23 protein-coding genes and 2 tRNA genes are annotated in these 24,517 nt (G+C 61.5%); 15 read left to right on the top strand and 10 right to left on the bottom strand.

The window, feature by feature from the left end:
* Window positions 1–87: 87 nt before the first annotated feature.
* Window positions 88–996: an acyl-CoA thioesterase gene (locus tag AOC05_RS08155; RefSeq protein ID WP_062006800.1), complete on the bottom strand. Its 909-nt coding sequence runs from the start codon at window positions 994–996 to the stop codon at window positions 88–90.
* Between the two features lie 115 nt (window positions 997–1,111).
* Here AOC05_RS08155 and AOC05_RS08150 point away from each other — a divergent pair, with 115 nt between their 5' ends.
* Window positions 1,112–1,690: an acyl-CoA thioesterase gene (locus tag AOC05_RS08150; protein ID WP_082357847.1), complete on the top strand. Its 579-nt coding sequence runs from the start codon at window positions 1,112–1,114 to the stop codon at window positions 1,688–1,690.
* A complete protein-coding gene (locus AOC05_RS08145) occupies window positions 1,687–2,355 on the top strand; it encodes a hypothetical protein (RefSeq protein ID WP_062006799.1) in 669 nt (222 codons plus the stop codon). The genes AOC05_RS08150 and AOC05_RS08145 overlap by 4 nt, the downstream gene beginning before the upstream one ends.
* 91 nt (window positions 2,356–2,446) lie before the next feature.
* On the opposite strand, the gene AOC05_RS08140 is transcribed toward AOC05_RS08145, so the two are convergent.
* The 5 genes from AOC05_RS08140 to pepN form a co-directional block, all read right to left on the bottom strand.
* Entirely contained in the window at window positions 2,447–2,965 is a 519-nt protein-coding gene (locus AOC05_RS08140; RefSeq protein ID WP_082358155.1) for a globin, read from the bottom strand.
* A gap of 125 nt (window positions 2,966–3,090) precedes the next feature.
* Window positions 3,091–3,831 (bottom strand): mechanosensitive ion channel family protein, encoded by a 741-nt coding sequence (locus AOC05_RS08135; protein ID WP_231687226.1) that lies wholly within the window; start codon window positions 3,829–3,831, stop codon window positions 3,091–3,093.
* Window positions 3,832–3,962: 131 nt separating this feature from the next.
* Window positions 3,963–4,433, bottom strand: a complete 471-nt coding sequence (locus tag AOC05_RS08130) for an OsmC family protein (RefSeq protein WP_062009533.1) — start codon at window positions 4,431–4,433, stop codon at window positions 3,963–3,965.
* A gap of 55 nt (window positions 4,434–4,488) precedes the next feature.
* On the bottom strand, window positions 4,489–5,307 hold the full coding sequence (locus AOC05_RS08125; protein WP_062006798.1) for an SGNH/GDSL hydrolase family protein: 819 nt from the start codon (window positions 5,305–5,307) through the stop codon (window positions 4,489–4,491).
* 228 nt (window positions 5,308–5,535) lie between these two features.
* Complete coding sequence (gene pepN, locus AOC05_RS08120; protein ID WP_062006797.1) at window positions 5,536–8,085, bottom strand: aminopeptidase N; 2,550 nt, start codon at window positions 8,083–8,085, stop codon at window positions 5,536–5,538.
* 243 nt (window positions 8,086–8,328) lie between these two features.
* Between pepN and AOC05_RS08115 the strand changes: the two genes are divergently transcribed.
* The 3 genes from AOC05_RS08115 to AOC05_RS08105 all read left to right on the top strand — a co-directional run bounded on the left by AOC05_RS08115 (window position 8,329) and on the right by AOC05_RS08105 (window position 10,891).
* Window positions 8,329–9,321, top strand: coding sequence for a hypothetical protein (locus tag AOC05_RS08115; RefSeq protein WP_062006796.1), 993 nt, complete (start codon window positions 8,329–8,331; stop codon window positions 9,319–9,321).
* A 71-nt stretch (window positions 9,322–9,392) separates the two neighbouring features.
* The gene (locus tag AOC05_RS08110) at window positions 9,393–9,866 is read left to right on the top strand and encodes a ribose-5-phosphate isomerase (RefSeq protein WP_062006795.1); all 474 of its coding nucleotides are present in this window, start codon (window positions 9,393–9,395) and stop codon (window positions 9,864–9,866) included.
* A 47-nt stretch (window positions 9,867–9,913) separates the two neighbouring features.
* Window positions 9,914–10,891, top strand: coding sequence for an Fpg/Nei family DNA glycosylase (locus tag AOC05_RS08105; protein WP_062006794.1), 978 nt, complete (start codon window positions 9,914–9,916; stop codon window positions 10,889–10,891).
* A gap of 57 nt (window positions 10,892–10,948) precedes the next feature.
* Here the strand turns inward: AOC05_RS08105 and AOC05_RS08100 are convergent.
* Window positions 10,949–11,019, bottom strand: a tRNA-Gly gene (locus AOC05_RS08100).
* 150 nt (window positions 11,020–11,169) lie between these two features.
* Between AOC05_RS08100 and AOC05_RS08095 the strand changes: the two genes are divergently transcribed.
* The 7 genes from AOC05_RS08095 to AOC05_RS08065 all read left to right on the top strand — a co-directional run bounded on the left by AOC05_RS08095 (window position 11,170) and on the right by AOC05_RS08065 (window position 18,286).
* Window positions 11,170–11,242 (top strand) — tRNA-Pro (locus AOC05_RS08095).
* 88 nt (window positions 11,243–11,330) lie between these two features.
* Window positions 11,331–12,704 (top strand): trigger factor, encoded by a 1,374-nt coding sequence (gene tig / locus AOC05_RS08090; protein WP_062006793.1) that lies wholly within the window; start codon window positions 11,331–11,333, stop codon window positions 12,702–12,704.
* A gap of 280 nt (window positions 12,705–12,984) precedes the next feature.
* The gene (locus AOC05_RS08085; RefSeq protein WP_082357844.1) at window positions 12,985–13,605 is read left to right on the top strand and encodes an ATP-dependent Clp protease proteolytic subunit; all 621 of its coding nucleotides are present in this window, start codon (window positions 12,985–12,987) and stop codon (window positions 13,603–13,605) included.
* A 33-nt stretch (window positions 13,606–13,638) separates the two neighbouring features.
* Window positions 13,639–14,313: an ATP-dependent Clp protease proteolytic subunit gene (locus tag AOC05_RS08080; RefSeq protein WP_062006792.1), complete on the top strand. Its 675-nt coding sequence runs from the start codon at window positions 13,639–13,641 to the stop codon at window positions 14,311–14,313.
* 182 nt (window positions 14,314–14,495) lie between these two features.
* Window positions 14,496–15,782: an ATP-dependent Clp protease ATP-binding subunit ClpX gene (gene clpX / locus AOC05_RS08075; RefSeq protein ID WP_062006791.1), complete on the top strand. Its 1,287-nt coding sequence runs from the start codon at window positions 14,496–14,498 to the stop codon at window positions 15,780–15,782.
* 65 nt (window positions 15,783–15,847) lie between these two features.
* Window positions 15,848–16,471, top strand: a complete 624-nt coding sequence (locus tag AOC05_RS08070) for a DsbA family protein (protein ID WP_062006790.1) — start codon at window positions 15,848–15,850, stop codon at window positions 16,469–16,471.
* A gap of 183 nt (window positions 16,472–16,654) precedes the next feature.
* Window positions 16,655–18,286: an MFS transporter gene (locus AOC05_RS08065; protein WP_062006789.1), complete on the top strand. Its 1,632-nt coding sequence runs from the start codon at window positions 16,655–16,657 to the stop codon at window positions 18,284–18,286.
* A 59-nt stretch (window positions 18,287–18,345) separates the two neighbouring features.
* On the opposite strand, the gene AOC05_RS08060 is transcribed toward AOC05_RS08065, so the two are convergent.
* From AOC05_RS08060 to valS, 3 genes are all read right to left on the bottom strand, one after another.
* A complete protein-coding gene (locus AOC05_RS08060) occupies window positions 18,346–19,233 on the bottom strand; it encodes an FHA domain-containing protein (RefSeq protein ID WP_157374935.1) in 888 nt (295 codons plus the stop codon).
* A gap of 10 nt (window positions 19,234–19,243) precedes the next feature.
* The gene (locus tag AOC05_RS08055; protein WP_062006787.1) at window positions 19,244–19,498 is read right to left on the bottom strand and encodes a hypothetical protein; all 255 of its coding nucleotides are present in this window, start codon (window positions 19,496–19,498) and stop codon (window positions 19,244–19,246) included.
* A gap of 283 nt (window positions 19,499–19,781) precedes the next feature.
* Entirely contained in the window at window positions 19,782–22,403 is a 2,622-nt protein-coding gene (gene valS / locus AOC05_RS08050) for a valine--tRNA ligase (protein WP_062006786.1), read from the bottom strand.
* 70 nt (window positions 22,404–22,473) lie between these two features.
* Between valS and AOC05_RS08045 the strand changes: the two genes are divergently transcribed.
* The 3 genes from AOC05_RS08045 to AOC05_RS08035 all read left to right on the top strand — a co-directional run bounded on the left by AOC05_RS08045 (window position 22,474) and on the right by AOC05_RS08035 (window position 24,272).
* Window positions 22,474–23,025, top strand: coding sequence for a MepB family protein (locus AOC05_RS08045; RefSeq protein WP_197277912.1), 552 nt, complete (start codon window positions 22,474–22,476; stop codon window positions 23,023–23,025).
* Between the two features lie 134 nt (window positions 23,026–23,159).
* Window positions 23,160–23,507: a DUF488 domain-containing protein gene (locus AOC05_RS08040; RefSeq protein WP_062006784.1), complete on the top strand. Its 348-nt coding sequence runs from the start codon at window positions 23,160–23,162 to the stop codon at window positions 23,505–23,507.
* Between the two features lie 9 nt (window positions 23,508–23,516).
* A complete protein-coding gene (locus tag AOC05_RS08035; RefSeq protein ID WP_062006783.1) occupies window positions 23,517–24,272 on the top strand; it encodes an SDR family oxidoreductase in 756 nt (251 codons plus the stop codon).
* Window positions 24,273–24,517: the final 245 nt, after the last annotated feature.

Here is a 24,517-nt window from a genome sequence, read left to right as displayed (position 1 = left end):
CATCACCGCTTCAAAAGCGGTGGTGGCGGGCTCTTCTGTGCCTCAGCAGTCAGCTTGCCTCAGGAATCAGGAAATAAGAAGATCAGATCAGTCGATCCCCGGCGTCCCTTCGGGCAGTCGCATCATGCCCTCTTGGGCCACGGAGGCGACCAGTTCGCCGTCGCGGTTGTAAAAACGGCCTAGGTTCAGCCCGCGGGCCCCGGAAGTACTTGGTGACTCGGCAACATACAGCAGCCACTCGTCAACCTGCAGCGGACGGTGCCACCACATGGCGTGATCGAGGCTCGCCACACTCAAGCCGGGCGTGGCCCAGCTGATGCCGTGCCGGCGCAGCGACGGCTCTAGCAACGTGTAGTCACTGGCATAAGCCAGGGCCGCCCGGTGAAGGTTCTGGTCCTCCGGCATTGGCCCCAACGTCTTCAGCCAGATGGCCTGGTGGGCCACGTGCTCGCCCTTGACGTCGAAGTAGATATTGTCACCCACATGGCGGATGTCAAAGGGCCGCTCATAGGCCCAGGCCTGTGCCACTGGGTGGTTGATGCCACCCAGCAGCTCGGCGGAGGTGGGCAAGGTCTCAGGTGCCGGGATCCCTGCTGGCATCGGTTCCTGGTGTTCGATCCCGGTATCGGGAACTTGGAATGAGGCGATCAACGACAGGATTGGGGTTCCGTTTTGGTAGGCGTGGGTGCGCCGGGCCGAAAATGAGCGCCCGTCCCGCAGCCTCTGAACACCAAAGGTGATGGCGTTGGCGGCGTCGCCTGGGCGCAGGAAATAGCCGTGCATCGAGTGAACCAGCCGGTCAGGTCCCACCGTTTTCGCGGCCGCCACCAGCGACTGGGCCAGCACCTGCCCGCCGAAGAGCCTGGGTCGGGGCGCATTTGCATCGCCGGGGCCAACGAAAATATCCTCGTCTGTCAGGGCGCCGCCAGCATCGGAGAGTTCCAAAATGTGAAGGAGGGTTTCCATGGGATCAAAATCGGCTGATGTCACGTTCATGAATGCGACTCTATGTGTCAGCTGTACGCCGGAACAAATGGGGGTTACGGCATGAAAGAACGTGACCGCCGTCGCGTAGCTTGGTGCGGCCCACCAGCTTTGACATGATGAAGGCATGGCTCAGGCAATTCAGATCCCCCTGCAAGTTCGTTTTGGCGATATCGACGCATATCACCATGTCAATAATGTGGTCTATCTGCAGTACCTGGAGGACGCCCGTGTGCAACTCATGCACACCCAAGTGCAGGTCCAGGATGGCACGACAGGCAGCTTTGACAGCCTCATTGGTGAAGCGTTTTTCACCCTGGTGGGCCGCAACGAGATCGAATACCTTGCCCCCATCGCCTTCCGCACCGAACCTGTGTTCGTCAATATTTGGGTGACGAACATTGGCGGGTCCAGCTACGACTTTGGCTACTCCGTCACCGAAGCCGACACCGCGGTGGTCTATGCCCTAGCAGCCACCTCTATGGTTCTGGTCTCCCGCGCCACCGGGCGCCCCGTTCGCCTCACCGAGGCCCAACGCGCGGCCCTGGACATCTGGCGTGGTGACCCCGTGCCCTTCAAACGCCGGCCGACGGCGCCGAACCCGACGGCGCCGAACTCGACGGCGCCGAACTCGACGGCGCCGAACTCCGACGTCGATCCTTCCACCCCGAAACCCCCAACACCCCAGCAGGAGCGCATCGAATGACTACGGCCACCAACACGGACGAATTTCGGCTAGCCGACGCGGGAACCGTCGCTGACTTGCGGACCTTTGTGACCCGTGCCCGTACAGCGGACGACGGCGCCATCCGGCTGCAGGGGGCTGGCAGGGTCCTCGCGGCTTATGTGTGCCTCATGCGCCCGAAGCTTTTGGGCGAAGGAACACCCACGATTTTAGGCCTGCGCACTATGGCGTTGAACGCTGCATCAACCCTCGACGTGACCGTGAGCTTGGCGTCGGTTGCCGACAGGCTTGCTCGCATGGACGCCGACGATACGGCCCTGCCCGCGCCGCCCATGACGGTGCATGAATCGTGGGCCGGAGTCAGCGCCCCCCGAAGTGCGTGGGAGCAGATGGCCACCGTCCAGGCGGAGGAGCTGATCCAGGTGGCGAAGGACGGCGTTCAGGAAATCGGCCAGATCATTCCGATCAACCCTGGCGCCTTGATTGTCAACAATGCCCGTGCCGCCGTCTGGGGCCGCCCCATGGCCGGCATCGCCGGTGACCTGCCCGGCGGTGCGGCGTTTGCCGCTTACGCACTGGGTTTCGTGGCGCCGGGGGAGACTGGAACGGTGTACCGCTCCCACAAGTGGCTGCGCCTGAGCACCAGCCGCGGCCACATTCTTGTCCGCCCGAAGTCGATCCTCTAGCAACCCCTCACACGAAAACCGAGCCCGCTCCCCGCAGACGCGGAGTCCGCTTCCGGCGGCCGCGGAAGTGGGCGGATCTCGGCAGGCTCGATCAGCGGAGTGTTTGGGACGGGTCCGAGGGTGCGTTGACCAGCGATGCGGCGGCGCGTTCTAGATAGTCCCAGAGCGTGGCCTCATGCAAGGGTGAGATTTCCACTGCGTCCAAGCCGGCCCGCATGGCGGCCAGCCAACGGTCCCGGGCTTCTGGCGTGATGGCAAAGGGGACGTGTCGCATGCGAAGGCGCGGGTGGCCGCGTTCCTCCAAGTATGTGCGCGGCCCACCCCAGTACTGCTCGATGAACATCAACATGCGGTGTTCGGCCGGGCCCAGGTCTTCCTCCGCGTACATGGCACGCAGCACCGGATCGGCCGCAATGCCCTGGTAGAACACGTGGATGATCTTCTTGAACGTCTCATGCCCGCCCACCTGTCCGTAGAAGGTGTCGGAGTAGTCAGCCTCGGTGGTAACTTCAGCGCCGTCGGCGGCCGTGCCAGCGGGATCCAGTGCGGTGGTGGCGGGCCCGGACGTGGGCTGCAATGGCCGGCTTTGGCGGACCGGGACGGGCAGCATGACCGAGAGCGTCTCGCCGAAGCGGGACTGGATCGGGATGCCTTCGGCGGCATCATTTGCTGCGGGACCACTGGCAAACGGGGATGTGGGGTTGTGCTGGGCACTCATGGGGTGGTTGCTGCTTTCTATTCTGACGCGGCGGTGGGTTCATTGAACAGTGGCCCGGACGACGCCGGGTGGCCGGCTGGCAGTGTTCTGGCCGCCGTCGCCGGGGTGCCGGGAGGTGCGGCCACGGGTAGTGGGCTTGGTTCAGGTTCGTCCATGGGTGCCACGTAGTTGCCCTTGGAGCGGTTGCCCAGGCGCAGGATTTCGCCGTTGCGCAGGTACCAGAGCGTGCCGTCCTCTCCCTTGACCCGGGTGATGCGCAATCCGACGTACTCCACCTCACCAATGACCTCGCTGGTCTGGATGACGTCGCCGATTCCGTACTGGTCCTCGAGCGTGATGAAGATGCCGGCCAGGAAATCGCGGATCAGTTGCTGGCTACCGAAACCGATGGCGATGCCCACCACGCCCACGCTGGCCAGCAGCGGCGCAATGTTCACGTGGAAGGCCAAGAGAACGTAAAACGCCGTGATGACGACGACGATCACTGTCAGCAGGGAGTTCAGCAATGTCCCGATGGTCCTGGCGCGTTGGACACGGCGTTCCATATCCAGCGCCCGCATCACAGGATCCAGGTTCCGGAAAACCGGTTTCATCCAACCCAGGCCACGTTGGGCCAAGGTACCTTTTTCGGCACGTTTGACAACAATCCGGACCACATAGTGCAGGATCAGCCAAGAAACGAGCGCAACGCCGACATAGATGCTGGCATGGAGCAGATTGTCTAAGACTGTGTTGCTGGTGTCTTCTAGGGTTTGCAGGGGCACGGGCTGGATACCTGGCGTCTTTCGGGGGTTGGGTAGGGAAGCGTCCCTTTAACCCTAGCGCGGCCAGGGTCTCCTTGTAGCTTCCCGTGGCTGTCCCGGCACGGGGTTGCTCGTTTGTGGACAGCTCAGAGCAGCATCCCGGGCACGTGATGGACGGGGAAGTTCACGCTGCGGGCAATGAAGCACTTCCGCGAGGCCTCGGCGTGCAGGCTCAGGGCGAGCTCTCCCACGGCGGGCTCGGCCACGGCGATCCGCGGGTTCAGTGTGACGGAGCTGAACTGTCCACTGCCGTCGGCGTTGAGCACCATGGTGCCCGTGGCGCTGTCCTCATACTGGGTGACCGCCACACCGTGAAGGACCGCGACATGCAGGTAGGAGAGCATGTGGCACTGTGACAAGGCCGCGATGAGCAGCAGTTCCGGATTCCACCGGTCCCGGTCCCCATGGAAGGAACGATCTGCCGAGCCGAGCAATGCGGGCACACCGGCGGCCGTGACCGAGTGGTCACGGCCGTAGTCCCGATACCCGGAAGTCCCGGTGCCGCGATTGCCCGTCCAGAATACGCTGGTTGAGAAATGATGTTCGTTCAAAGCCATGAGGCTAAGCGTAGCCAGCATTGGCAAGGGCGCAAGCCCTACCGCGCCCGCAGTTCTACAGGAACGCCCGCACGGCCCGTGTGTAACCATTTGAGTAGCCGGCGGCGGTGGGATGGAAGACGAACGGGTTGCTTGTGTCCCCTGGCCCCACTATCCACTGTGTGGACGAGGGAATGCCGTGCCCGGCAAAAGCCCATGCCACAGGAACAAAACGGGCACCGTTGCCTAGTGCCGAGATGGCAATGACTCCATTGAGCAAATCGGCGGCACCGTTCATGATCCTGGCGGCCCTGACTTGCTCGGCCGGGTACCCCAGCTGAGCCATGTTGTTTGGCTCAAACAAGTTCGGGTAGCCCAAGAACGCTATCTTCGCCGTCGGTACCTTGGCCTTGATGGCGTTCACCAGGGCCTTGATCTTTTGTGGCAGCTGGGTCAACTTTTGCAACGACGCAGTTAAAGCGGCGGTGCATGTGGCACTTTGGGGAGCGGCCACACAGGCGGCGGAAACATCGCCGGTGCCAATGTCATTGCCGCCCACTGTCAAGGTGACGAGTTTGGTGGTGGCGGGAATCTGCGGTAGCTGAAGCGCTTGGACGTCGCCGGTGGTGGCACCGTAGCAGGCCAGGTTGGCCATGGCTTGCCCGGTGGCATCTGCATAGTCAGTGCCATAGCTGTTGGGGCTTTGCAAGCAGGGAAGCGCCTCTTGCCCTCCGCCGGTCCCGGCAGAGTACGAATCACCAAGCACCGTGAGGGTGACTGGTGGTGCTGACTGGGCTGTAGCCGGCACGCCGGCGAACCCCGCAATGAGCCCCAGACTCATCAAAACCGCAGCGCCTGTGCGCGCGGTCAACTTCCTGAAAGCTAGCGAGTTCATGCCCTGAAGGTACTCCTGAATGACCGGCTGCGGTAGACTTCTTGGCACGAATAATTTGCCACCGACACCCCCGTGGTGGCGAGAATGAACGCAGGAAAAAACGCGTCCCGACCCCGTTGAGGGGACACATCACCCCGCCACGGATCCAAGGTCACCTTGGATCCGTGGCGGGGTGATGTGTCCCCTCAACGGGTGGTCAAGTCAACGGGTGGTCAAGTCAACGGGTGGTCAAGCGTCCGCTGCCTGGGCCCGTAACGCCCGGGCAACCCCGTCGCGGCTTTCCATCACAAGCCGTCGCAGTGCCGGCGTCTGGTCCCCGAGCTCGGCCAGGAACGCATCCGTGGCCTCCAAGGTGGCAGCCGAAACGAGCTGGGAGGGGTAGAGCCCGGTGACGATAGTGGAGGCCGTCTCGTAGGACTTCTGCGCCCACACCCCGCGGATTGCGGCAAAGTACTTGGCAACGTATGGCTCCAGCAATGAACTGTCCCAGACGTGGCTGAAGCCGGCGATAGATGCCCGTTGTACGGCGTTGGCGTGCTCGCCCCTGACGACGACGGACTCCCAGGTCTGCGCCTTGGCCTCCGGGGTGGGGGCTGCCGCGTGTGCGGTGGCAGCGGCCAGCTGCCCGGTCTGGGTGTTGTCTGCGGCAAGCTCGGCGTCAATGGACTCCGAGCCACGGCGGCCACCGGCCACCAGGGACGTCAGCAGTTCCCAGCGCAGGTCCGCGTCGATGACCAGCTCCGGTAAGGACGACGCCCCCTCAAGCAGGGCCTGCACGGCGTCGAGCTGTGCGCTGGTTTGGGCATGGGAGGCAAACGCCTTCACAAACTGCAATTGTGCATCGGATCCTGCGGCGGCACCCTGCGCCAGCACCCATAGAGCATCCGCTGCCGCTACGGAGGTGGTGTGCTGGCGTTCCGGGGCCACGTAGAAGTGCAGTGTTGTTGCCAGTTGGCGCAGCAGTACCATGACCACTGTGGAGTCGCTTTCATGCCCAATGTTGGCCAGCACAAAGTCAACGTACTCGCGGGCGGGAGTTTCGCCGTCGCGGGCGGCATCCCAGGCCGACGCCGCGACCAAAGTACGTGGAAGGGAGGCGCGGAAGTCCTTCAAGTGTTTTTTGGCCGTGGCCAGTGAGGCTGGATCGAGGCGGATCTTCGCGTACGCGAGGTCGTCGTCGTTGAGCAGAACCAGGGCCGGGCGTTCCAGGCCCACCAGCTCGGGAACCTCCGTGACGGCGCCATCCACGTCAAGTTCCACCCGGTGAGTGCGCACCAGCTTGCCCACATCGTCACCGGAGGTGGCAACGTTGTAGAAACCCACCGCGGCCCGGTGCGGGCGCAGGATCGGGAACTGGGCAACAGCCGACTGGAGGATCGAGAATGAGGTGATGAGGCCGTCGTCGTCCACCTCAATGGCCGGCTTGAAGGTGTTCACGCCAGCGGTTTCGAGCCACTTCTGCGTCCAATCAGAAAGGTCGCGGCCGCTGGCGGCCTCCAACTCCACCATGAGGTCCGGCAGCTCGGTATTGCCCCAGGCATGCTTGGCAAAGTAGGCGCGCACCCCGGTCATAAACTCTTCCTGACCCACCCAGGCCACCAGCTGGCGCAGCACCGAGGCGCCCTTGGCATAGGTGATGCCATCAAAGTTGACCAGCACGTCCTCGAGGTCATTGATCTCTGCCTTGATGGGATGGGTGGAGGGTAGCTGGTCCTGGCGGTAGGCCCAGGACTTTTCCAGCGACGAGAACGTGGTCCAGGAATCCACATACTTGGTGTTCTCCGCGGCGGCCAGGGTGGACATGAACTCGGCGAAGGACTCGTTGAGCCACAGGTCATTCCACCAGCGCATGGTCACCAAATCGCCAAACCACATGTGGGCCAGTTCGTGCAAGATCGTGATGGCGCGGCGTTCCACCGTGGCGTCGGGCACCTTGGAACGGAACACGTAGCTTTCCAGGAAGGTGACGGCGCCAGCGTTTTCCATGGCCCCGGCATTGAACTCGGGCACGAAAAGCTGGTCGTACTTGGGGAACGGGTACGGGGTGCCGAATTGTTTCTCGAAGAACTCAAAGCCCTGCCGGGTCAGCTCAAACACGTTCTCGGCATCCAGGTACTGCATGAGCGACTTCCGGGCAAAAACGCCCAGCGGGATGATCCGCCCGTTGGAGCTGGTGAGTTCGCTGCGTACGGATTCGTACGGGCCGGCGATAAGGGCGGTGATGTAACTGGACATCCTCAAAGTGGGCTCAAAGTGCCAGGTGGCCCTGCCTTCGCCGGCGGCCGCGGGCGCGGGGGTCGGGGAGTTGGAAATGACGTCCCAGTGTGCCGGCGCCGTCACGTGGAATGTGAAGGTGGCCTTCTGGTCGGGCTGCTCAAAGACGGCAAACATGCGCCGGGAATCCGGGACCTCAAACTGGCTGTAAAGGTAAACCTCGCCGTCCACGGGGTCCACAAAGCGGTGCAGGCCCTCACCGGTGTTCATGAAAAGCGCATCGGCCTTAACGGTGAGCACATTCTCTGCGGCCAGGACCGGCAGCTGGATGCGCACGCCGTCGGAGACCTCCGCCGGGTCCAGCTCCACCCCGTTCAGAGTCACCTGGTGAACGGCCGCGGTCACTGCGTCAATGAACGACGACGAACCCTCCTGCGCGCTGAAGGTCACCGTAGTGGTGGAGGGGAAAGTGGTCTCCGAGGCCGTCAGGTCAAGGGTGACGTCATAGCTGTTGACTGTCAGGGTGGCGGTGCGCTCAATGGCTTCGGCGCGGGTGAGGTTCATGCCAGGCAAGATAAGTACCTTCCGTTGGGACTTGGATGATCCACGTTACGCCTGGCCGGGCGGGAATTGAACTTGGCCGCGCGATGGATACGGGAAGGCCTACAACCAGCGGCGGCGGATCGGGCAGATGGCGTTGCTGCCCGGGCCGCTGGTCCTAGGCGTTCAGCCGTGGCGGCGGCGTCGCGCTGGTCAGTGCTTACGGTAATGCTTACGTCCATGCCGCATCGGTGACAGGCTAGGGGCATGGCATCCAAGCGCGGTCACGGCACCGAAGGCAAACCGAACATTGACGTCCGGGCGTTACGCTTTGCCCTGATCTTCCCGGGACTACTCTCCGCGGCACTGGTGGCTGGCGCGTTCCTTGTGGGGCACCAGCACGGCTCCATGGTGCTGCCGTGGGGTGGCAACCCTGTTTCCCTGCCCAGCTTCTTGGCGGTGGGGGTGGCCGGAATTGTGGTGCTCGGGGCAGGGATAGGCAGCCAAGGCGCCCGCACCACCGTGCCACGTACGCTTCGCAGGGTCCTACTCGGCACGGCCATGACCTTGCAATTGTCGGCCTTCACACTCTTCGTGGCCACCTTGTTGGGGCAGGCCGGCCGGGGGGACTTGGTGCCATTGCGGGTGGATGGCTATGTGCTGCTCATGGGCTGCGGGCTGGCAGTTGCCATGGGGCTGGTGCTGTCGCTGACATTCAAGCCTGACGAGCAATGGGGTGCCGCCGATGACACGGCACTGATCCGGGCCCTGGAAGCCGCGGCGGACCCCGACGCCGTCAATGACCGGATGGCCTATGTCATCCATCCGCGCAGTTCGGTCATCATGATGATCTTGCTCGCAGCCCTCTTGCCAGGGGCATTGCTGACACTTCTTACACCATGGCTCCTTCTAGCCACCGTGGGTGTTGCACTGCTGGTGATTGCCACGCTGTGCGCAACCGTCCAGGTTGATCGCCGCCAGCTGACAGTGAAAATATCCGGTGTCATTGCCGTCCTCGTCGCCCCGTGCGAGGAGGTCCAGGCGGCAGTGTCCCTGGACATCGTCGCCAAGGACTATGGGGGTTGGGGCCTTCGCAAGCACAGCGGATCCGCCAGCTTCCTCACCCACTCGGGGGCCGCCGTCGTACTTCGGCAAAGCGGCGGAGGCAGACTTGTTGTGAGCGCGCCCAACCTGGACGTTGCCGATGAGATGGCCGCGATCCTGAACCGCAGGGCCGGGAAGGCGCAGCAGGACCGTTAGCGGCGGCCATGGCACACCGCCGTCATGGGTAGGCTTGAAGCAGTACTGAAAACCGAGAAGAAAGAATCCTCATGCGCGTTCACATCGCAACCGACCATGCCGGCATGGAGCTCAGCGCCCACCTGATCACCGAGTTGGCCGCCAAGGGCTACGAGATGCTCGACCACGGTCCCAAGAATTACGACGCCGAAGACGACTACCCTTCCTTCTGCATCAACGCCGCCCTGGCAGTGGTGGCCGACCAGGCCGCCGGTGTCGACGCACTCGGTATTGTGCTCGGCGGTTCCGGCAACGGCGAGCAGATTGCCGCCAACAAGGTCAAGGGCGTCCGCGCGGCCTTGGCCTGGAACCTCTCCACCGCCAAGCTGGCCCGCGAGCACAACGACGCCAACGTGGTGGCCGTCGGAGGCCGCCAGCACAGCGTTGCCGAGGCCACCGAGATCATCGAGGCGTTCCTGGGCGAGCCGTTTAGCAACGCCGAGCGCCATGTGCGCCGCATTGGCAAGATCGCCACGTATGAGACCACCGGCGAGGTCGTCGACTAACGTGGCCTCTCGCCGGGGAATGCCCCGCCGCGGGACCGGGAAAACCTATGCCTGAGGGTCATTCCGTTCACCGCCTAGCCCGCCAGTTCAACGACGTCTTTGGCGGGGCGGTGCTGGCCGTGTCCAGTCCGCAGGGCAAGTTCACTGCTGGAGCTTTGCTGGTTGACGGGCACGTTTTGAAGCGCGCACATGCGCACGGCAAGCAACTGTTCCTGTCCTTCTCCGGGGACCGGGTGATGCGCGTGCACCTTGGCCTTTACGGAGCCTGGGACTTTGGCGGGGACGCAACCTTTACCGGCGCCTCCAGCATCGGCGCCCCGCGAAGAATCGGCGAGCAGGAGCTATCCGGCGAATCCGGCGCGTGGGCTGAAACCGGCCCGCCGGAACCGAAGGGGGCCGTGCGGGTCAGGCTGGTCTCCGACCACGGCTGGGCCGATCTGCGCGGCCCCACAGCCTGTGAGGTGCTCACACACCAGGAAGCTGCGGCAGTGCGGGGCAAGCTGGGCCCGGATCCCTTGAACAACCTCCCCGGCGATCGGGACGAGTTTGTTCGCCGCATCCGCAAAAGCGCCACTGGCATCGGCCAGCAGCTGATGAAACAAGAAGTCTTGGCCGGCGTGGGCAACGTCTACCGGGCCGAAGTGCTGTTCCGGCTCGGTCTTGATCCGATGCTGCCAGGCAAGGCCCTGTCACAAGATCGGGCCTGTGCTTTGTGGGAGGACATTGCCGCGGTCATGGCTGACGGCGTGCGCGACGGCCGCATCATCACCACCGAACTCGATGACAGGCCCTCGGGACTCGGGATCGCTGTTGGCTTTGTCTGCGGACGGCCGGACGATGCTCGGTACCTGGGAACGGCGTCGAACCGTGCCGGCACCAACCCCAACAAGGAAGTCCCCGTGGAGGACGCTCACTATGTCTACAAGCGTGAGGGGCGGCCGTGCCGGCACTGTGGCACGGCAGTTGCCATGGCGGAATTGGCGGGCCGGAAATTGTATTGGTGCCCCGGCTGCCAAGGTGGCTAACCATCGGCGTTAAACGAAAAACCCCGGTCGCGAGACCGGGGTTTTTCTCATATAGGGAGGGGGCGACGGGAATCGAACCCGCGTCATTAGTTTGGAAAACTAAGGCTTTACCATTAAGCTACGCCCCCGTCATCTCGGCTTCTAGCCGAACAACTCCTCGATAATAGCAACGCCAACGGGCGGGGGCAAATCGGTGCGAAAAGCTTCCACCTCGCAGCTGGTCGAATCCTCAATTGTGCATCTGGGAACTTTTGCCCGTAGACTGTTCCGGGCAACTACGGGGCGTAGCGTAGTGGCTAGCGCGCCTGCTTTGGGAGCAGGAAATCGCAGGTTCGAGTCCTGTCGCCCCGACTCAGCATTATCCGGTTCACGTTTGGTCAGTGACTGCCCCTGTGCTGGGCCTATAAATCCATCAACAGACCATCAGGAGTACCACGCTGTGAAGAGCGCTGTCGAAAACCTCACGCCCACTCGGGTAAAGCTCAACGTTGAGGTTTCCTTTGAGGAATTGAAGCCCAGCATTGCGGAGGCTTATAAGACGATTGCCACACAGGTGCAGGTGCCTGGTTTCCGTAAGGGCAAAGTTCCCAACCGGATGATCGATCAGAAGGTTGGCCGCGGCTACGTTCTGGAAACGGCCATCAACGAAGGCCTCAACGGCTGGTACCAGGAAGCCGTTGTTGAGAACAAGCTGAGCCCGTTGAGCCGTCCCGAGGTTGAAATCACCGAGGTTCCGGACCCCACGGCCACTGACGGCGAACTGAAGTTCCACGTCGAGCTGGACATTCGCCCGGAGATCGAACTTCCCGAGTACGAGGGTATCGAGGTCGAGGTTGAAGCCGCTGAGGCATCCGACGCCGACACCGAGACGGCCCTTGATGAGCTGCGCGGCCGTTTCGGCACGCTGAAGGCTGAGGACCGCCCGGCTGCCGAGGGAGACTTCCTCACCATCAACATCACCGCCACCATCGACGGCACAGAGGTTGACTCCGCGTCCGACCTCTCCTACCAGATCGGTGCGGGCAACATGCTCGATGGCCTGGATGAGGCGGCAACCGGCCTGTCCGCCGGCGAGGAAGCAATCTTTGAGACCAAGCTGGCCGGAGGCGAGCACGCTGGCCAGGACGCGCAGGTCAACGTTAAGGTCACCGCGGTCAAGGTTCGCGAACTGCCCGAGGCAAACGACGACTTCGCCCAGCTCGCTTCCGAATTCGACACCATCGCGGAGTTGAAGGAAGATCTGGCCAAGCAGGCAGCCGATTCCAAGATCATGGATCAGGGCGTTGAAGCCCGCGACAAGGTTTTGGAGAAGCTCCTTGCCCTCGTCGAGGTCCCGGTTCCGGAATCGGTCATTGCCGAGCAGCTCGAGCAGCACTTCAAGCCGGAGAACGCCCACGGCACCGAGGAGCACGACACCGAAGAGCACCGCGCGGAGATCAAGGAAAACACCGAAAAGGCGTTCCGCAACGAGATCGTCCTCGACGCTGTCGCCGAGAAGGAAGAAGTCGGTGTCAGCCAGGCCGAGCTGATCGACTACATCGTCTCCTCCGCCAGCCAGTACGGCATGGACCCGAACCAGTTCGCCCAGATGCTCGATTCCTCGGGCCAGGTCAACATGATCGTTGGCGAAGTTCGACGTCGCAAGGCACTGGCCGCGGTTCTGGCCAAGGCTGTTGTCAAGGACACCAACGGCGAGATCGTCGATCTGACCGACTTCGTCTCCGTGGCTTCCGAAGAAGAAGAAGAGATCGTTGCCGACGACGAGGCCATCGAGCCCACCGCCGTCGTCGATCCGGGCGAGGCCCGGATCTAGTTCTCCGAACCAGAATTCCCACCTAGGGAACGCTTTTCACTCATGCCGTTGCCGATTCCTTTTCAAGGAGCCGGCAACGGCATTTTTGTGCCCTTTGGCGCGGCTGTGGGAATCGTGCGCCGTCAGCGAACAGTGCGCTTTTGGGAAACAATTCGGGGCCAATAACGGCTACTGTCCAAGTAGTGAAGATTAGTGATGACCCGGAGTGGGCCGGGCGTGAGGGTATTTGCCAGTCACGGTTATGGTCCAACGGATCGCACGAAGGAGAGGTAAGTCCACCATGGCACAGCACACCACACCGACGATGGCCGGCGCAGATCCGTCCGGCTCGGACCAGTACATTTACAACCGCCTGCTCAAAGAACGCATCATTTGGTTGGGTTCGGAAGTTCGCGATGACAACGCCAACTTGATCTGCTCTCAGCTGTTGCTGCTCTCGGCAGAGGATCCCGACAAGGACATCTACCTGTACATCAACTCTCCCGGCGGATCGGTGACAGCAGGCATGGCCATCTACGACACCATGGAGTTCATCCCGAACGACGTCGTCACGGTCGCCACCGGCCTGGCAGCGTCTATGGGCCAGTTCCTGCTGTCCTCGGGCACCAAGGGCAAGCGGTACGCCACGCCCAACGCACGCATCCTCATGCACCAGCCCTCAGGCGGCATTGGAGGAACGGCGTCGGACATCAAGATCCAGGCCGAGCTGATCCTGCACATGAAGAAGGTCATGGCGGAATTGACGGCCGAGCAAACCGGTCAGACTGTGGAGAAGATCCTCAAGGACAACGACCGTGACAAGTGGTTCACAGCCGAGGAAGCGCTGGAATACGGCTTCTTCGACAAGATCGCCCGTCACGCAGGCACCGTCGCCGGTGGCGGCGGAACCAACGCCAAGTAAACGCCGAAGAAAAAAATTTCAGGAGCAAAGACCATGACTTACAACTTTGGCAGCACAGCGTTCGGCCAAACTGCCGGCAATCTCCCCTCCAGCCGCTATGTCCTTCCCCAGTTCGAGGAACGTACCCCGTACGGTTTCAAGCGTCAGGACCCGTACACGAAGCTGTTCGAGGACCGCATCATCTTCCTGGGTGTCCAGGTTGACGACGCCTCCGCGGACGACGTGATGGCACAGCTGCTGGTCCTTGAGGCCGACGACACCGACCGCGACATCACCTTGTACATCAACTCACCCGGCGGTTCGTTCACGGCCATGACGGCCATCTATGACACCATGCAGTTCATTCGCCCGGAAATCCAGACGGTCTGCCTGGGTCAGGCCGCCAGCGCAGCAGCCGTACTGCTCGCCGCCGGTGCCCCCGGCAAGCGACTGGCACTGCCCAATGCCCGTGTGCTGATCCACCAGCCGGCACTCTCCGGCGGCCAGGGAGGCCAGGCCTCCGACTTGGAGATCCAGGCCAACGAGGTCATGCGTATGCGTGAATGGCTGGAGAACACCCTGGCAGACCTGTCCGGGCGCACGCCTGAGCAGGTCAGCAATGACATTGAGCGTGACAACATCCTCACGGCGGCACAGGCCAAGGAGTATGGCCTAATCGATGAAGTGTTGGCGCCGCGCAAGATGAAGGCACAGTCCATCACACGCTAGTGCCCTTTTCGGACGTCGGGGCAGGGTAGTTTTGCCTCGCCCCGGCGTTTGCTTTCCTGTCAATGTCAGTGGCGTGGCTTAGAGTGGAAGCATAGATCAAGGCACGGCAGCTTTCGCTGCCTTGCACGGTAAGTATGAATGGTTCGGCCCCAGGCCAGTGCCGTTTACGGAAGGACACCCGCATGGCCAGGATGGGCGAAAGCACCGATCTGCTGAAGTGTTCCTTCTGTGGCAAAAGTCAGAAGCAAGTTCGCAAGCTCATTGCCGGACCCGGCGTGTACATCTGCGACGAATGCATTGAACTGTGCAACGAGATCATTGACGAGGAACTGGCCGAAGTGGCCGACCTGGATGCGTTTGAACTGCCCAAACCGCGGGAGATCTTTGATTTCCTGCAGGAGTATGTCATCGGCCAGGAACCGGCCAAACGCTCGCTCGCCGTCGCCGTCTACAACCATTACAAGCGCATCCAATCCGGCCATGCGCTCAAATCCAATACGCTGGTCGGGGGCATCCACGACGACGTGGAGATCGCTAAGTCCAATATTTTACTGGTCGGCCCCACCGGCTGCGGCAAGACCTACCTGGCGCAAACCCTGGCACGCCGGCTGAACGTCCCCTTCGCCGTTGCCGACGCCACGGCGCTCACGGAAGCCGGCTACGTGGGCGAGGACGTCGAGAACATCCTCCTCAAGCTCATCCAGGCAGCCGACTTCGACGTGAAGAAGGCCGAGCAGGGCATCATCTACATCGATGAGATCGACAAGATTTCGCGCAAGTCCGAGAACCCCTCCATCACCCGTGACGTCTCCGGGGAGGGTGTGCAGCAAGCGCTGCTGAAGATTTTGGAAGGTACTGTGGCCTCGGTGCCGCCGCAGGGCGGGCGCAAGCACCCGCACCAGGAATTCATCCAGATCGACACCACCAATGTGCTCTTCATTGTCGCCGGGGCCTTTGCCGGACTTGAAGAGATCATCAGTTCTCGGGCGGGCAAAAAGGGCATCGGCTTCGGGGCCCCCTTAAGTTCCTTGAAGAAGGCAGAGGCAAGCTATGCCGACGTCATGCCCGAGGACCTGCTCAAGTTTGGCTTGATCCCGGAGTTCATCGGCAGGCTCCCCATCATCACAACAGTCACCCAGCTGGATCGCACCTCTCTTATACAGATCCTGACCGAACCGAAGAACGCCCTGATCAAGCAGTACCAAAAGATGTTCGTGCTCGACGGCGTCGACCTTGAGTTCGATGACGGGGCGCTGGAGGCCATCGCCGACCAGGCCCTGGCACGCGGCACCGGGGCCCGGGGCCTGCGTGCCATCCTGGAGGAAGTGCTACAGCCCGTCATGTTTGAGCTGCCCAGCCGCGAGGACATCGCCACGGTGGTCATCACCGCGGACACAGTCAACAAGAAATCCGAGCCGGGCCTGATCCCGCACGAAGTCGCCGCAAAACGACGGAACAAGTCGGCGTAGTTCGCTGTTGTTCACTATGTGCGGGTAATCCGCGCCGCTCGAGAAAGCCAATCAAGGAGATCCCTGTGTCTGAAAATGTTGCCGCCATTGAAACAGCCGATTTTTGGTTTGACCCCATCTGTCCCTTTGCCTGGGCGACCTCGCGGTGGATCGGCGAAGTAGAGCAGGTCCGCAACATCAAGGTCGACTGGCATGTCATGAGCCTTGCGGTGTTGAACGAAAACAACGACGAGCTACCTGCAGAATACAAGGAGCACATGGTCAAGGCTCTGGGGCCTGTCCGCGTGATTATCGCCGCCGCACAGGAGCACGGCCAGCAGGTCATTAAAGAGTTGTACGACGCCATGGGCACCCAGATTCACAACCACTCCAACAAGGACCTCGACGACGTCATCGCCAAATCTCTTGCAGAGGTGGGCCTGCCCGCCGAACTGTCTGCGGCGGCCAGCACCGACGCCTACGACACCGCCTTGCGTACCAGCCACCAGGACGGCATCGGCCAGGTTGGTCAGGATGTTGGCACGCCTATCGTAGCCTTCAACGGGACGGCATTCTTCGGGCCCGTCATCACCCGCATCCCGCGTGGCGAGGAAGCCGGGAAATTGTGGGACGCCACGGTTACGCTTGCCAGCTTCCCCTATTTCTTCGAGATCAAGCGCAGCCGGACCGAAGATCCCCAGTTCGGGTAGTCACCATCTCGATTGCCCCTGATGAAAACTTTAGAAAAAGTTTGTGTCAGGGGCTTTTTGCTGCCACCTGCTCACTGCAGCCAGTTGGGGGATGCCGGCCAGAATCTCATTGATACTTCGAAGAGTTAGTAATACGATTATCGTAGTATTAACTCTCTGGTCGTGATGAAAAGGAGCAAGCTGATGGCTTCAAGCTTAAAAAGGAAATGGCTCGGGCTGATTTTCATCAGTCTGGCCGTTTCATTAATTATTGTTGACTCCACCATAGTCAATGTCGCTATCCCCTCAATCGTGGATGATTTGAAGGCCAGTTCCACGCAAGTGCAATGGATCCAGGAATCCTACACCCTTGTCTTTGCCGCGTTTCTTCTTGTCTTTGGTGTCTTGGCGGACCGGTTCGGGCGCCGTCGGCTCTTACTCCTTGGTGTCAGCATCTTTGCCATCGCCTCTATACTTGCCGCCCTTAGTCAAAGCGGCAACCTGTTGATCGGATCAAGGATCTTGCAGGGCATAGGTGGGGCGATGGTCCTTCCCGCCACGCTCTCGATCATTAACGCCACCTTCCGCGGCAAAGAAAGGGCGGTGGCTTTTGCTGTCTGGGGTTCGACCATTGGCGGAATGTCGGCACTTGGTCCATTGCTTGGCGGTTGGCTGACCACGGCTTATTCGTGGCGCTGGGCCTTTGGTATCAACGTTCCCTTGGGCATCATCATTGTGGTGGGAACCGTCATCGTCGTGGATGAATCACGTGATACCGCTTCCAGTAGGCGTATCGATGGTGCAGGTGCTTTCCTGACGGTTCTAGCTAGCGTCACCTTAGTCTTTGGTCTGATCGAGGGGCGCAACTATGGTTGGTGGCTAGTACACAATTCGTTGACCGCGGGCGCTTGGACCTGGCCGCTGAAACTCTCCCCGGTACCGGTAGCCTTTGCCATAAGCGTACTTTCGGCTTCACTGTTTATCCTCTGGGGAAGGGCACGGGCACACCGGGGTGCCAGCACCATGCTGGACTTCAGTCTTTTCTCCATTCCCTCATTCCGCAACGGCAATATTGCGGCGATGATTGTCAGCTTGGGCGAGTTCGGCATTATTTTGTCCTTGCCGATTTGGCTTCAGAATGTGTTAGGTTTTTCCGCCTTGCAAACAGGATTGTTGCTACTTCCGCTTGCGGTGGGTTCCTTCGCCGCCAGTGGTTTCGCTGGCGCGTTCGGGAACAAGGTCGCAGCGGTAACAATTGTCCGGGTGGGTATCGGGCTAGAAATTGCTGGCGTGGCCATGTTGGGATTTCTTATTAGTTCAACTACACCGTGGACTCTTCTGGTCCCGGCCCTTTTCATCTACGGGATCGGCGTCGGACTGGCCACAGCACAACTTACAGGAGTGGTCCTCAAAGACGTGCCGCAACCTAAAAGCGGGCAGGCATCCGGTACTCAAAGCACAGCCCGCCAAATTGGTTCGGCCTTGGGAATTGCGATCTTGGGTACGGTCCTGTTCACCACGGCCACCGTGCAATTGGGGAATTCGCTTAAAGAGGCCAATGTGCCTGCTGCCACACGTGAAAAAATTGTCACGGAAGTGGTGGAAAGTTCTGGCGCAGCCATTAGAGGCCTACAAAATGATCCCGCAACCCAATCCTCGGCGGAAGCAGCACGGACGGCTTTTTCAAACGGGACGAAGTATTCGGCTTTCTTCGCAGCAGGATTCCTAACACTGGGACTGGTTGCAACGCTCTCACTCAACGGCGATAGTTCGCGAACAAATCCATCCAGAGGTGTGGACAGTGATGATGTCCGGGATACTGCACACCAATCCTAGTCGCATCCATGGCAGCTGCGCAGAGAGCATACTCCGCGCAGCTGCCATGGACTCAGTACCTACTTGGGGCGGCGCGGATCGCCCAAGCCGGATACGGCGTCATATTCAATCTGGTTGGAACGGGGGTCAAACTGCGGCCGTTGAAGTTTGGCAAATTCACCTGCCGTCCGGCCACCAAAGGGACGCCCGTGGTCTGCATATTCCTCACGGAAATAGACCATTCGCCAAGGCCCGAGCAGTAGGCGGGCGCCGGTGCGCAGTATTTGTTCGTGGCGCTGATGAGTGTCACCTTCGCCGGGCAGATAAACATATTCGTCATCTGCTGTGTGGACCACGTGCCCGTGGTCCGCAGACAGGTCTGGCAGCCTGAAGTCAGCCTCTGCGCCGCTGCCAATGATGGTATTTTCGGCGGTGAGGTTGTATTCGTTGGGCGGGCGCCCATCCCACGTTTCGCTATCCCTGACAAAAATCAAACGCGGCCGACCGCCCCCGCGGGCGTAGTGCGTGGTGGTTGGTTTCATTCGGTAACGCCGCTGGAACGTCGGTGAGATGGGCAGTGGTGTAGCAGGTGGCAGTAAGCTGCCCCGGGTACCACCGGATGCTTGCGCCTTGATCAACGTAGCCCAAGTATTCGCCTTGCCTGGCTTAATATAGGAAGAGTTGGTCAGCAAGCGCTGCAACGCAGATAACTCCACAGCACCGAGGGTGACAATGACCCCCTCCGGAACTGAAACGCTCACCACGATCCCGCGTTGGGCCAATGAGTGTGCGAGTTTCCTAAGCGCTGGCAACTGCCTCCGGGAGCCGAGCCTGAATAATGCTGCATTATCGGCATGGATGTGAATTTCTTGGCCCGCAGCAGTAATTCGACCATTAACCACCGTGGCTTCTTCGCCCTCCTCCGCAGGCAGGTCGGTGGAGAATGCCAAATCTATGTCAAATCTCATGAGCCTTCACCTACGGCTTTAGATCAGCGGCGTTGACGCTTTCATTATCACTGGTCGTGACTCGTAAAGTGCCGTTGAATTTCCATGTTGCCCGTGGTGCGTCGGGTCCAATGTCTCGCGGCACCTCCACCGTCATGTCGACGAAGCTGTAGTTAACCACGGCTCCACGACCTGTCAGATAGGACCAAAGCTGTTGGCCCAAGTCGGACCAGTCGCTGACTGGCACTGAACGGAAATCTTCGGCAAGTGCTTCATTCTCAATCATGGCGCTCCTTCGAAAATAGTTGCTGCGCGGGCCAATCGATCCGGCGGACGATTTAGCCTGAATACCCAAGCTAAGTCTCATCAACATGATGGTGAGCTTGATGCAACCTTAGTGACAGCAATGCCGGAATGATAGAGGCGGGGCCACAAAACTACGAGGGGCTACTCACCGGCAGGGGTGAGTCTTCCTCTGACAGGCTGTGATGGAAAAGTTGAAGCCCCACCGACCTAGTAACGTCGGTGGGGCTTCAGATTGTGCTCTGCAGTCTCCGGGATGGAGCAGATCAGGCCTGGACAGGTTCCTCGGCCGGTGCTAGGAGCACGTCGCTGACGCTCAGTTCCCCCTCGCCTTGGGCTACGGTGATTTCCACGGCGTTCGCCGCGGCCTTCAGGTCACCCAAACCTGCCGTGAGCTGCGCGGCCTGCACCACACCGGCGGTCACCGTCGCGGAGAGCACCTGGGTGCGCTGCTTGACCTTGGCCTCGGACTTGGCCTTGCGGATGCCGCTCAAAGCGTCTCCGACTGTCGCGAGCAAAGTGGTGTCGCCGTCGCTTACCTCTACTGAAGTGGGCCACGGTGCGCGGTGGATGGAACCGGTGCGCCACCAGCTCCAGACTTCCTCCGTGGCGAACGGCAGGAACGGGGCAAACAGGCGCAGCAGCGAATCAAGTGCCGTGGCCAGGGCGGCCAACACCGACTCCTGCTCGTGATCGCCCGCGGCGCCGTAAGCGCGGTCCTTGATGAGCTCCACATAGTCGTCGGTGAAGTGCCAGAAGAAGCTCTCCGTGATCTGCAGGGCCTTGGCGTAGTCGTATTTCTCAAACGCACTCGTGGCCTGACGGACGACGTCGGCCAACTGGGCCAGTACGGCACGGTCCAGGGGATTGGTGAGCGCGGCGGAGTCGTTGGAAAGCACATTGGATTCGGTGGCGCCCAGGTTCAGCACGAACTTGGAGGCGTTGAGCAACTTGATGGCCAGACGGCGGCCGATCTTCATCTGTGCAATCTCGTACGCCGTGTCGGCGCCTAGTTTGGCGGAGGCAGCCCAGTAGCGGACGGCGTCGGCACCAAAGTCGTTGAGCACGTCGGTGGGGACCACCACGTTGCCCTTGGACTTGGACATCTTCTTGCGGTCCGGGTCCAGGATCCAGCCGGAGATGGCAGCGTGCTTCCACGGGGCGCTGCCCTGCAGCGCGTCGGCGCGCACGGCGGAGGAGAACAGCCAGGTGCGGATGATGTCGTGACCTTGGGGGCGCAAGTCGAAGGGGTAGACCTTCTTGAACAAGTCCTCATCAACGCTCCAACCGCCCACGATCTGCGGTGTCAGCGAGGAGGTGGCCCAGGTGTCCAGGACATCGGCGTCTCCAATGAAGCCGCCGGCCACATTGCGCTGCTCCTCGGCGTAGCCCGGGGCGGCGTCCGCGGCGGGGTCAACCGGTAGCATCTCGCTCGTGGGCAGGATGGGGTTCTCGTAGTCCGGGTTCGCGTCCGCATCCAGCGGGTACCAGACCGGGACCGGGACGCCGAAGAAACGCTGGCGTGAAACGAGCCAGTCGCCGTTCAGGCCGGAAATCCAGTTCTCGTAACGTGAGCGCATGAAAGCCGGATGGAACTCGATTTCCTTGCCCCGGTTGATGAGGCGTTCGCGGCGGTCCGCGTCACGGCCGCCGTTGCGGATGTACCACTGGCGGGAGGTGACAACCTCAAGGGGCTTGTCACCTTTTTCAAAAAAGTTCACAGGGTGCATGATTTTCTTCGGTTCGCCGTCGAGCAAGTCCGCACCAACGAGCAGTTCAACCACGGCTTCCTTGGCACTGAAGACTGTCTTGCCGGCGATCGCAGCATAGTTGGCGCGGCCCTCCTCGGTGGTGATCCACTCGGGCGTGTCACCTAGGATGCGCCCGTCACGGCCCACAATGGCGCGCGTTGGCAACCGGAGTTCACGCCACCAGGTGACGTCGGTCAGGTCACCGAAGGTGCAGACCATGGCAACGCCGGAGCCCTTGTCGGGCTTGGCCAGGGCGTGGGCACGAACCTCCACTTCGACGCCGAACAACGGCGAGGTGACCTTCTTGCCAAACAGCGGCTTGTACCGCTCGTCATCCGGGTTGGCGACAAGTGCCGAGCAGGCGGCCAGCAGTTCCGGGCGGGTGGTTTCAATGTAGATCTTGCTGCCGTCTTCGGCGAAGAACGGGTACCGGTAGTAGGCGCCGGCAACTTCGCGGTCCTCGAGCTCGGCCTGGGCCACGGCGGTGCGGAACGTGACATCCCACAGGGTGGGGGCCTCGGCCATGTAGGCGTCGCCATTGTTCAGATTGGCCAGGAAGCCGCGCTGGGAAACGGCACGGGAGTGGTCATCGATGGTGCGGTAGGTCAGCGCCCAGTCCACCGAAAGGCCCAGGGTCTGGAACAGGTGCTCAAAGACCTTCTCGTCCTCAACGGCCAGCACCTCACACAGTTCGATGAAGTTCTTGCGGGAGATGACGTCGAAGTCACGCTGGTTCTTGGCCGGTGCTGCCGGGGGGCGGTAGTCGGCGTCGTAGGCGATTTTCGGGTCGCAGCGCACACCATAGTAGTTTTGCACGCGGCGCTCCGTGGGCAGGCCGTTGTCGTCCCAGCCCATCGGGTAAAAGACGTTCTTGCCGTTCATGCGCTGGAAACGGGCCAGCACATCCGTCTGCGTGTAGGAGAACATGTGCCCCACGTGCAAGGATCCGGATGCCGTGGGTGGGGGAGTATCAATGGAGTACACCTGCTCCCGGGTGGTCTCGCTGTCGAACTTGTAGGTTCCTTCGGCGAGCCAACGCTTGGTCAGGGACTCTTCGAGGCCCTCCAGGGCGGGCTTGTCGGGAACGTTGCTTGTGGTGGGAGCGGGCGTGTCTGTGCCCGGAAAATTTTCAGCCATGATGCGATTCTTTCATGAGTTGCAGCGGGAAGCAGATTTTCCCCGGGCCGGTGGTGCCTTGCTACGATGAATGCAACAAACATTCCCCGGCGAAGGAACGCACAGACCCACCATGAACGTCACCGACCCGCGGCCCGCAGCATGGGCGAAGGCCAAGGAATTGCTGCTGGAGCCCGCCGGGCTGGGCTGCCCGGATCCTGTGGCAGAGCCCGAGGGTGGCGACTATGGAGCCTGCGAGTTCACTGTGGGCGGGCGCCTTGCCCGGTTCCGCGTGGCCAAGACAACGCCCACCAAGGTGGGACAGTTTGTCACCCTGTGGCAGCGGACCAGCCAGGGGCCCATCAGACCTTTTGATACCGCTGACGGCGTCGACTTGTTTGTCGTCCACGTCACCGACGGCACACAATCCGGACAATTCGTGTTTCCTGCGGACGTCCTGGCACGGCGCGGGGTGCTCTCCGTTGCCGGGCGGGGCGGAAAACGGGCCATACGTCTTTATGCCCCCTGGGTTGAAACCTCAAGCGCCCAGGCGGCGAAAACCCAGGCATGGCAGATCATGTACTTCTTGCCTTTTTCCCCCGCCCCGGAAGTGGACCGGATCCGAGGCCTGTACGGCGCGTGATCCGAAGGGAGTTCTATTCTGCGCATCGCCCGCCGGCGCGTCGTGCGCTACTAGCCAAAATGCGCAAGGTGGGCAGCCCGCTCAGCGCATAAAATAACTCCCCACCGGGCCGGATTCCGGACTAGGATGCCGATATGAGCGCCGTGCGAATATTGCGTGTGTACGAACAGCCCGAGCCCGGGGAATTTAGGGTGCTGGTCGACAGATTGTGGCCGCGCGGCATTAGCAAGGACAAGGTGGACGTGTGGTTGAAGGAAGTAGCGCCCAGCGCAGAGGTTCGCAATGAATTTGACCACCAGGCCAAGCGGTTCCTCGCTTTTCAGCGCCACTACAGGGCCGAACTTGCCGCCAACGACGCCGTGGGCACGCTCCAGGACTTGTTGGCCGCGCACCCCAAGGTGGTCCTGCTCTACGGGGCCAAGGACCCGATCATGAACCAGGCGGCCGTGTTGCTGGAATTCCTGGACGCGTCGGGGCGCTAAATTTGATGCATGGTTGAAAACAAGTCCAAGCATGCAGTTGTCACAGGAGCCAGCACGGGCATCGGCGAGGCCACCGTCCGCAAACTCCGCTCCGAAGGCTGGCAGGTGGTGGCCGTTGCACGCCGCGCCGACCGCCTAGAACGTCTGGCCGGGGAAACCGGTGCGCAGGTGTTCGCCGCAGACATCACCAAGGACGAAGACATCGACGCCTTGGCCGTGTTCGTTAGCGAGAACGGCGGCCTCGACACACTGATCAACATCGCTGGGGGAGCCCGCGGGGCCGACACGGTGGGCTCGGCCAACAACGACGATTGGGAATGGATGTTCCAGGCCAACGTCATGGGCACCCTGAAAATGACCAAAGCGTTCCTTCCTGCCCTTCGTGCCCACGGCCGCGGCACGGTGCTGAACCTGACCTCCACCGCCGGGCTCGTGGCCTATGAAGGCGGGGCGGGCTACAACGCCGCGAAGTTTGCCCAGCACGCGCTGACCAATGCGCTGCGCCTTGAGGAAGTCGAAAATAACCTGCGCGTCATCGAGGTGGCTCCCGGCCTGGTTCACACCGAGGAATTTGCCCTCAACAGGCTTGGCGGCGATCAGGCCGCAGCCGAAAAAGTTTATGCGGGCGTGGCCGAACCCCTCACTGCCGATGACGTGGCCGGGGTGGTCAGCTATGCCGTCGGACTTCCCCACCACATCAACCTGGACCAGATCGTGATCCGACCCGTGGCCCAGGCCGCCAACCACAAGCTCATCCGCAAATAACCGCCACCCACTGCACTGCTATGCGCCCCGCCCACCCCGGATGCGGCGCATAGCAGTGTTGTGCGCCACACCCGCCACGAACGGGGCGCACACCAGCTCCGCGCATCCCGTAGAATGGGCAACAAAGCTATGATCCGGCCATCACCGGTGAGCTTCCGGAAGAACGCGGCGCAATTGCAAACAGCAATAGCAAAGCCAGTAGAACCGGACGGGTAAGCCCGTCACAGCAGTTAATGAGCGGCCGC

This window comes from Arthrobacter alpinus (assembly GCF_001294625.1).
Classification (GTDB): domain Bacteria; phylum Actinomycetota; class Actinomycetes; order Actinomycetales; family Micrococcaceae; genus Specibacter; species Specibacter alpinus_A.
Note: the sequence above shows the minus strand (reverse complement) of the source record. Positions and strands in the feature narration are given on the sequence as shown.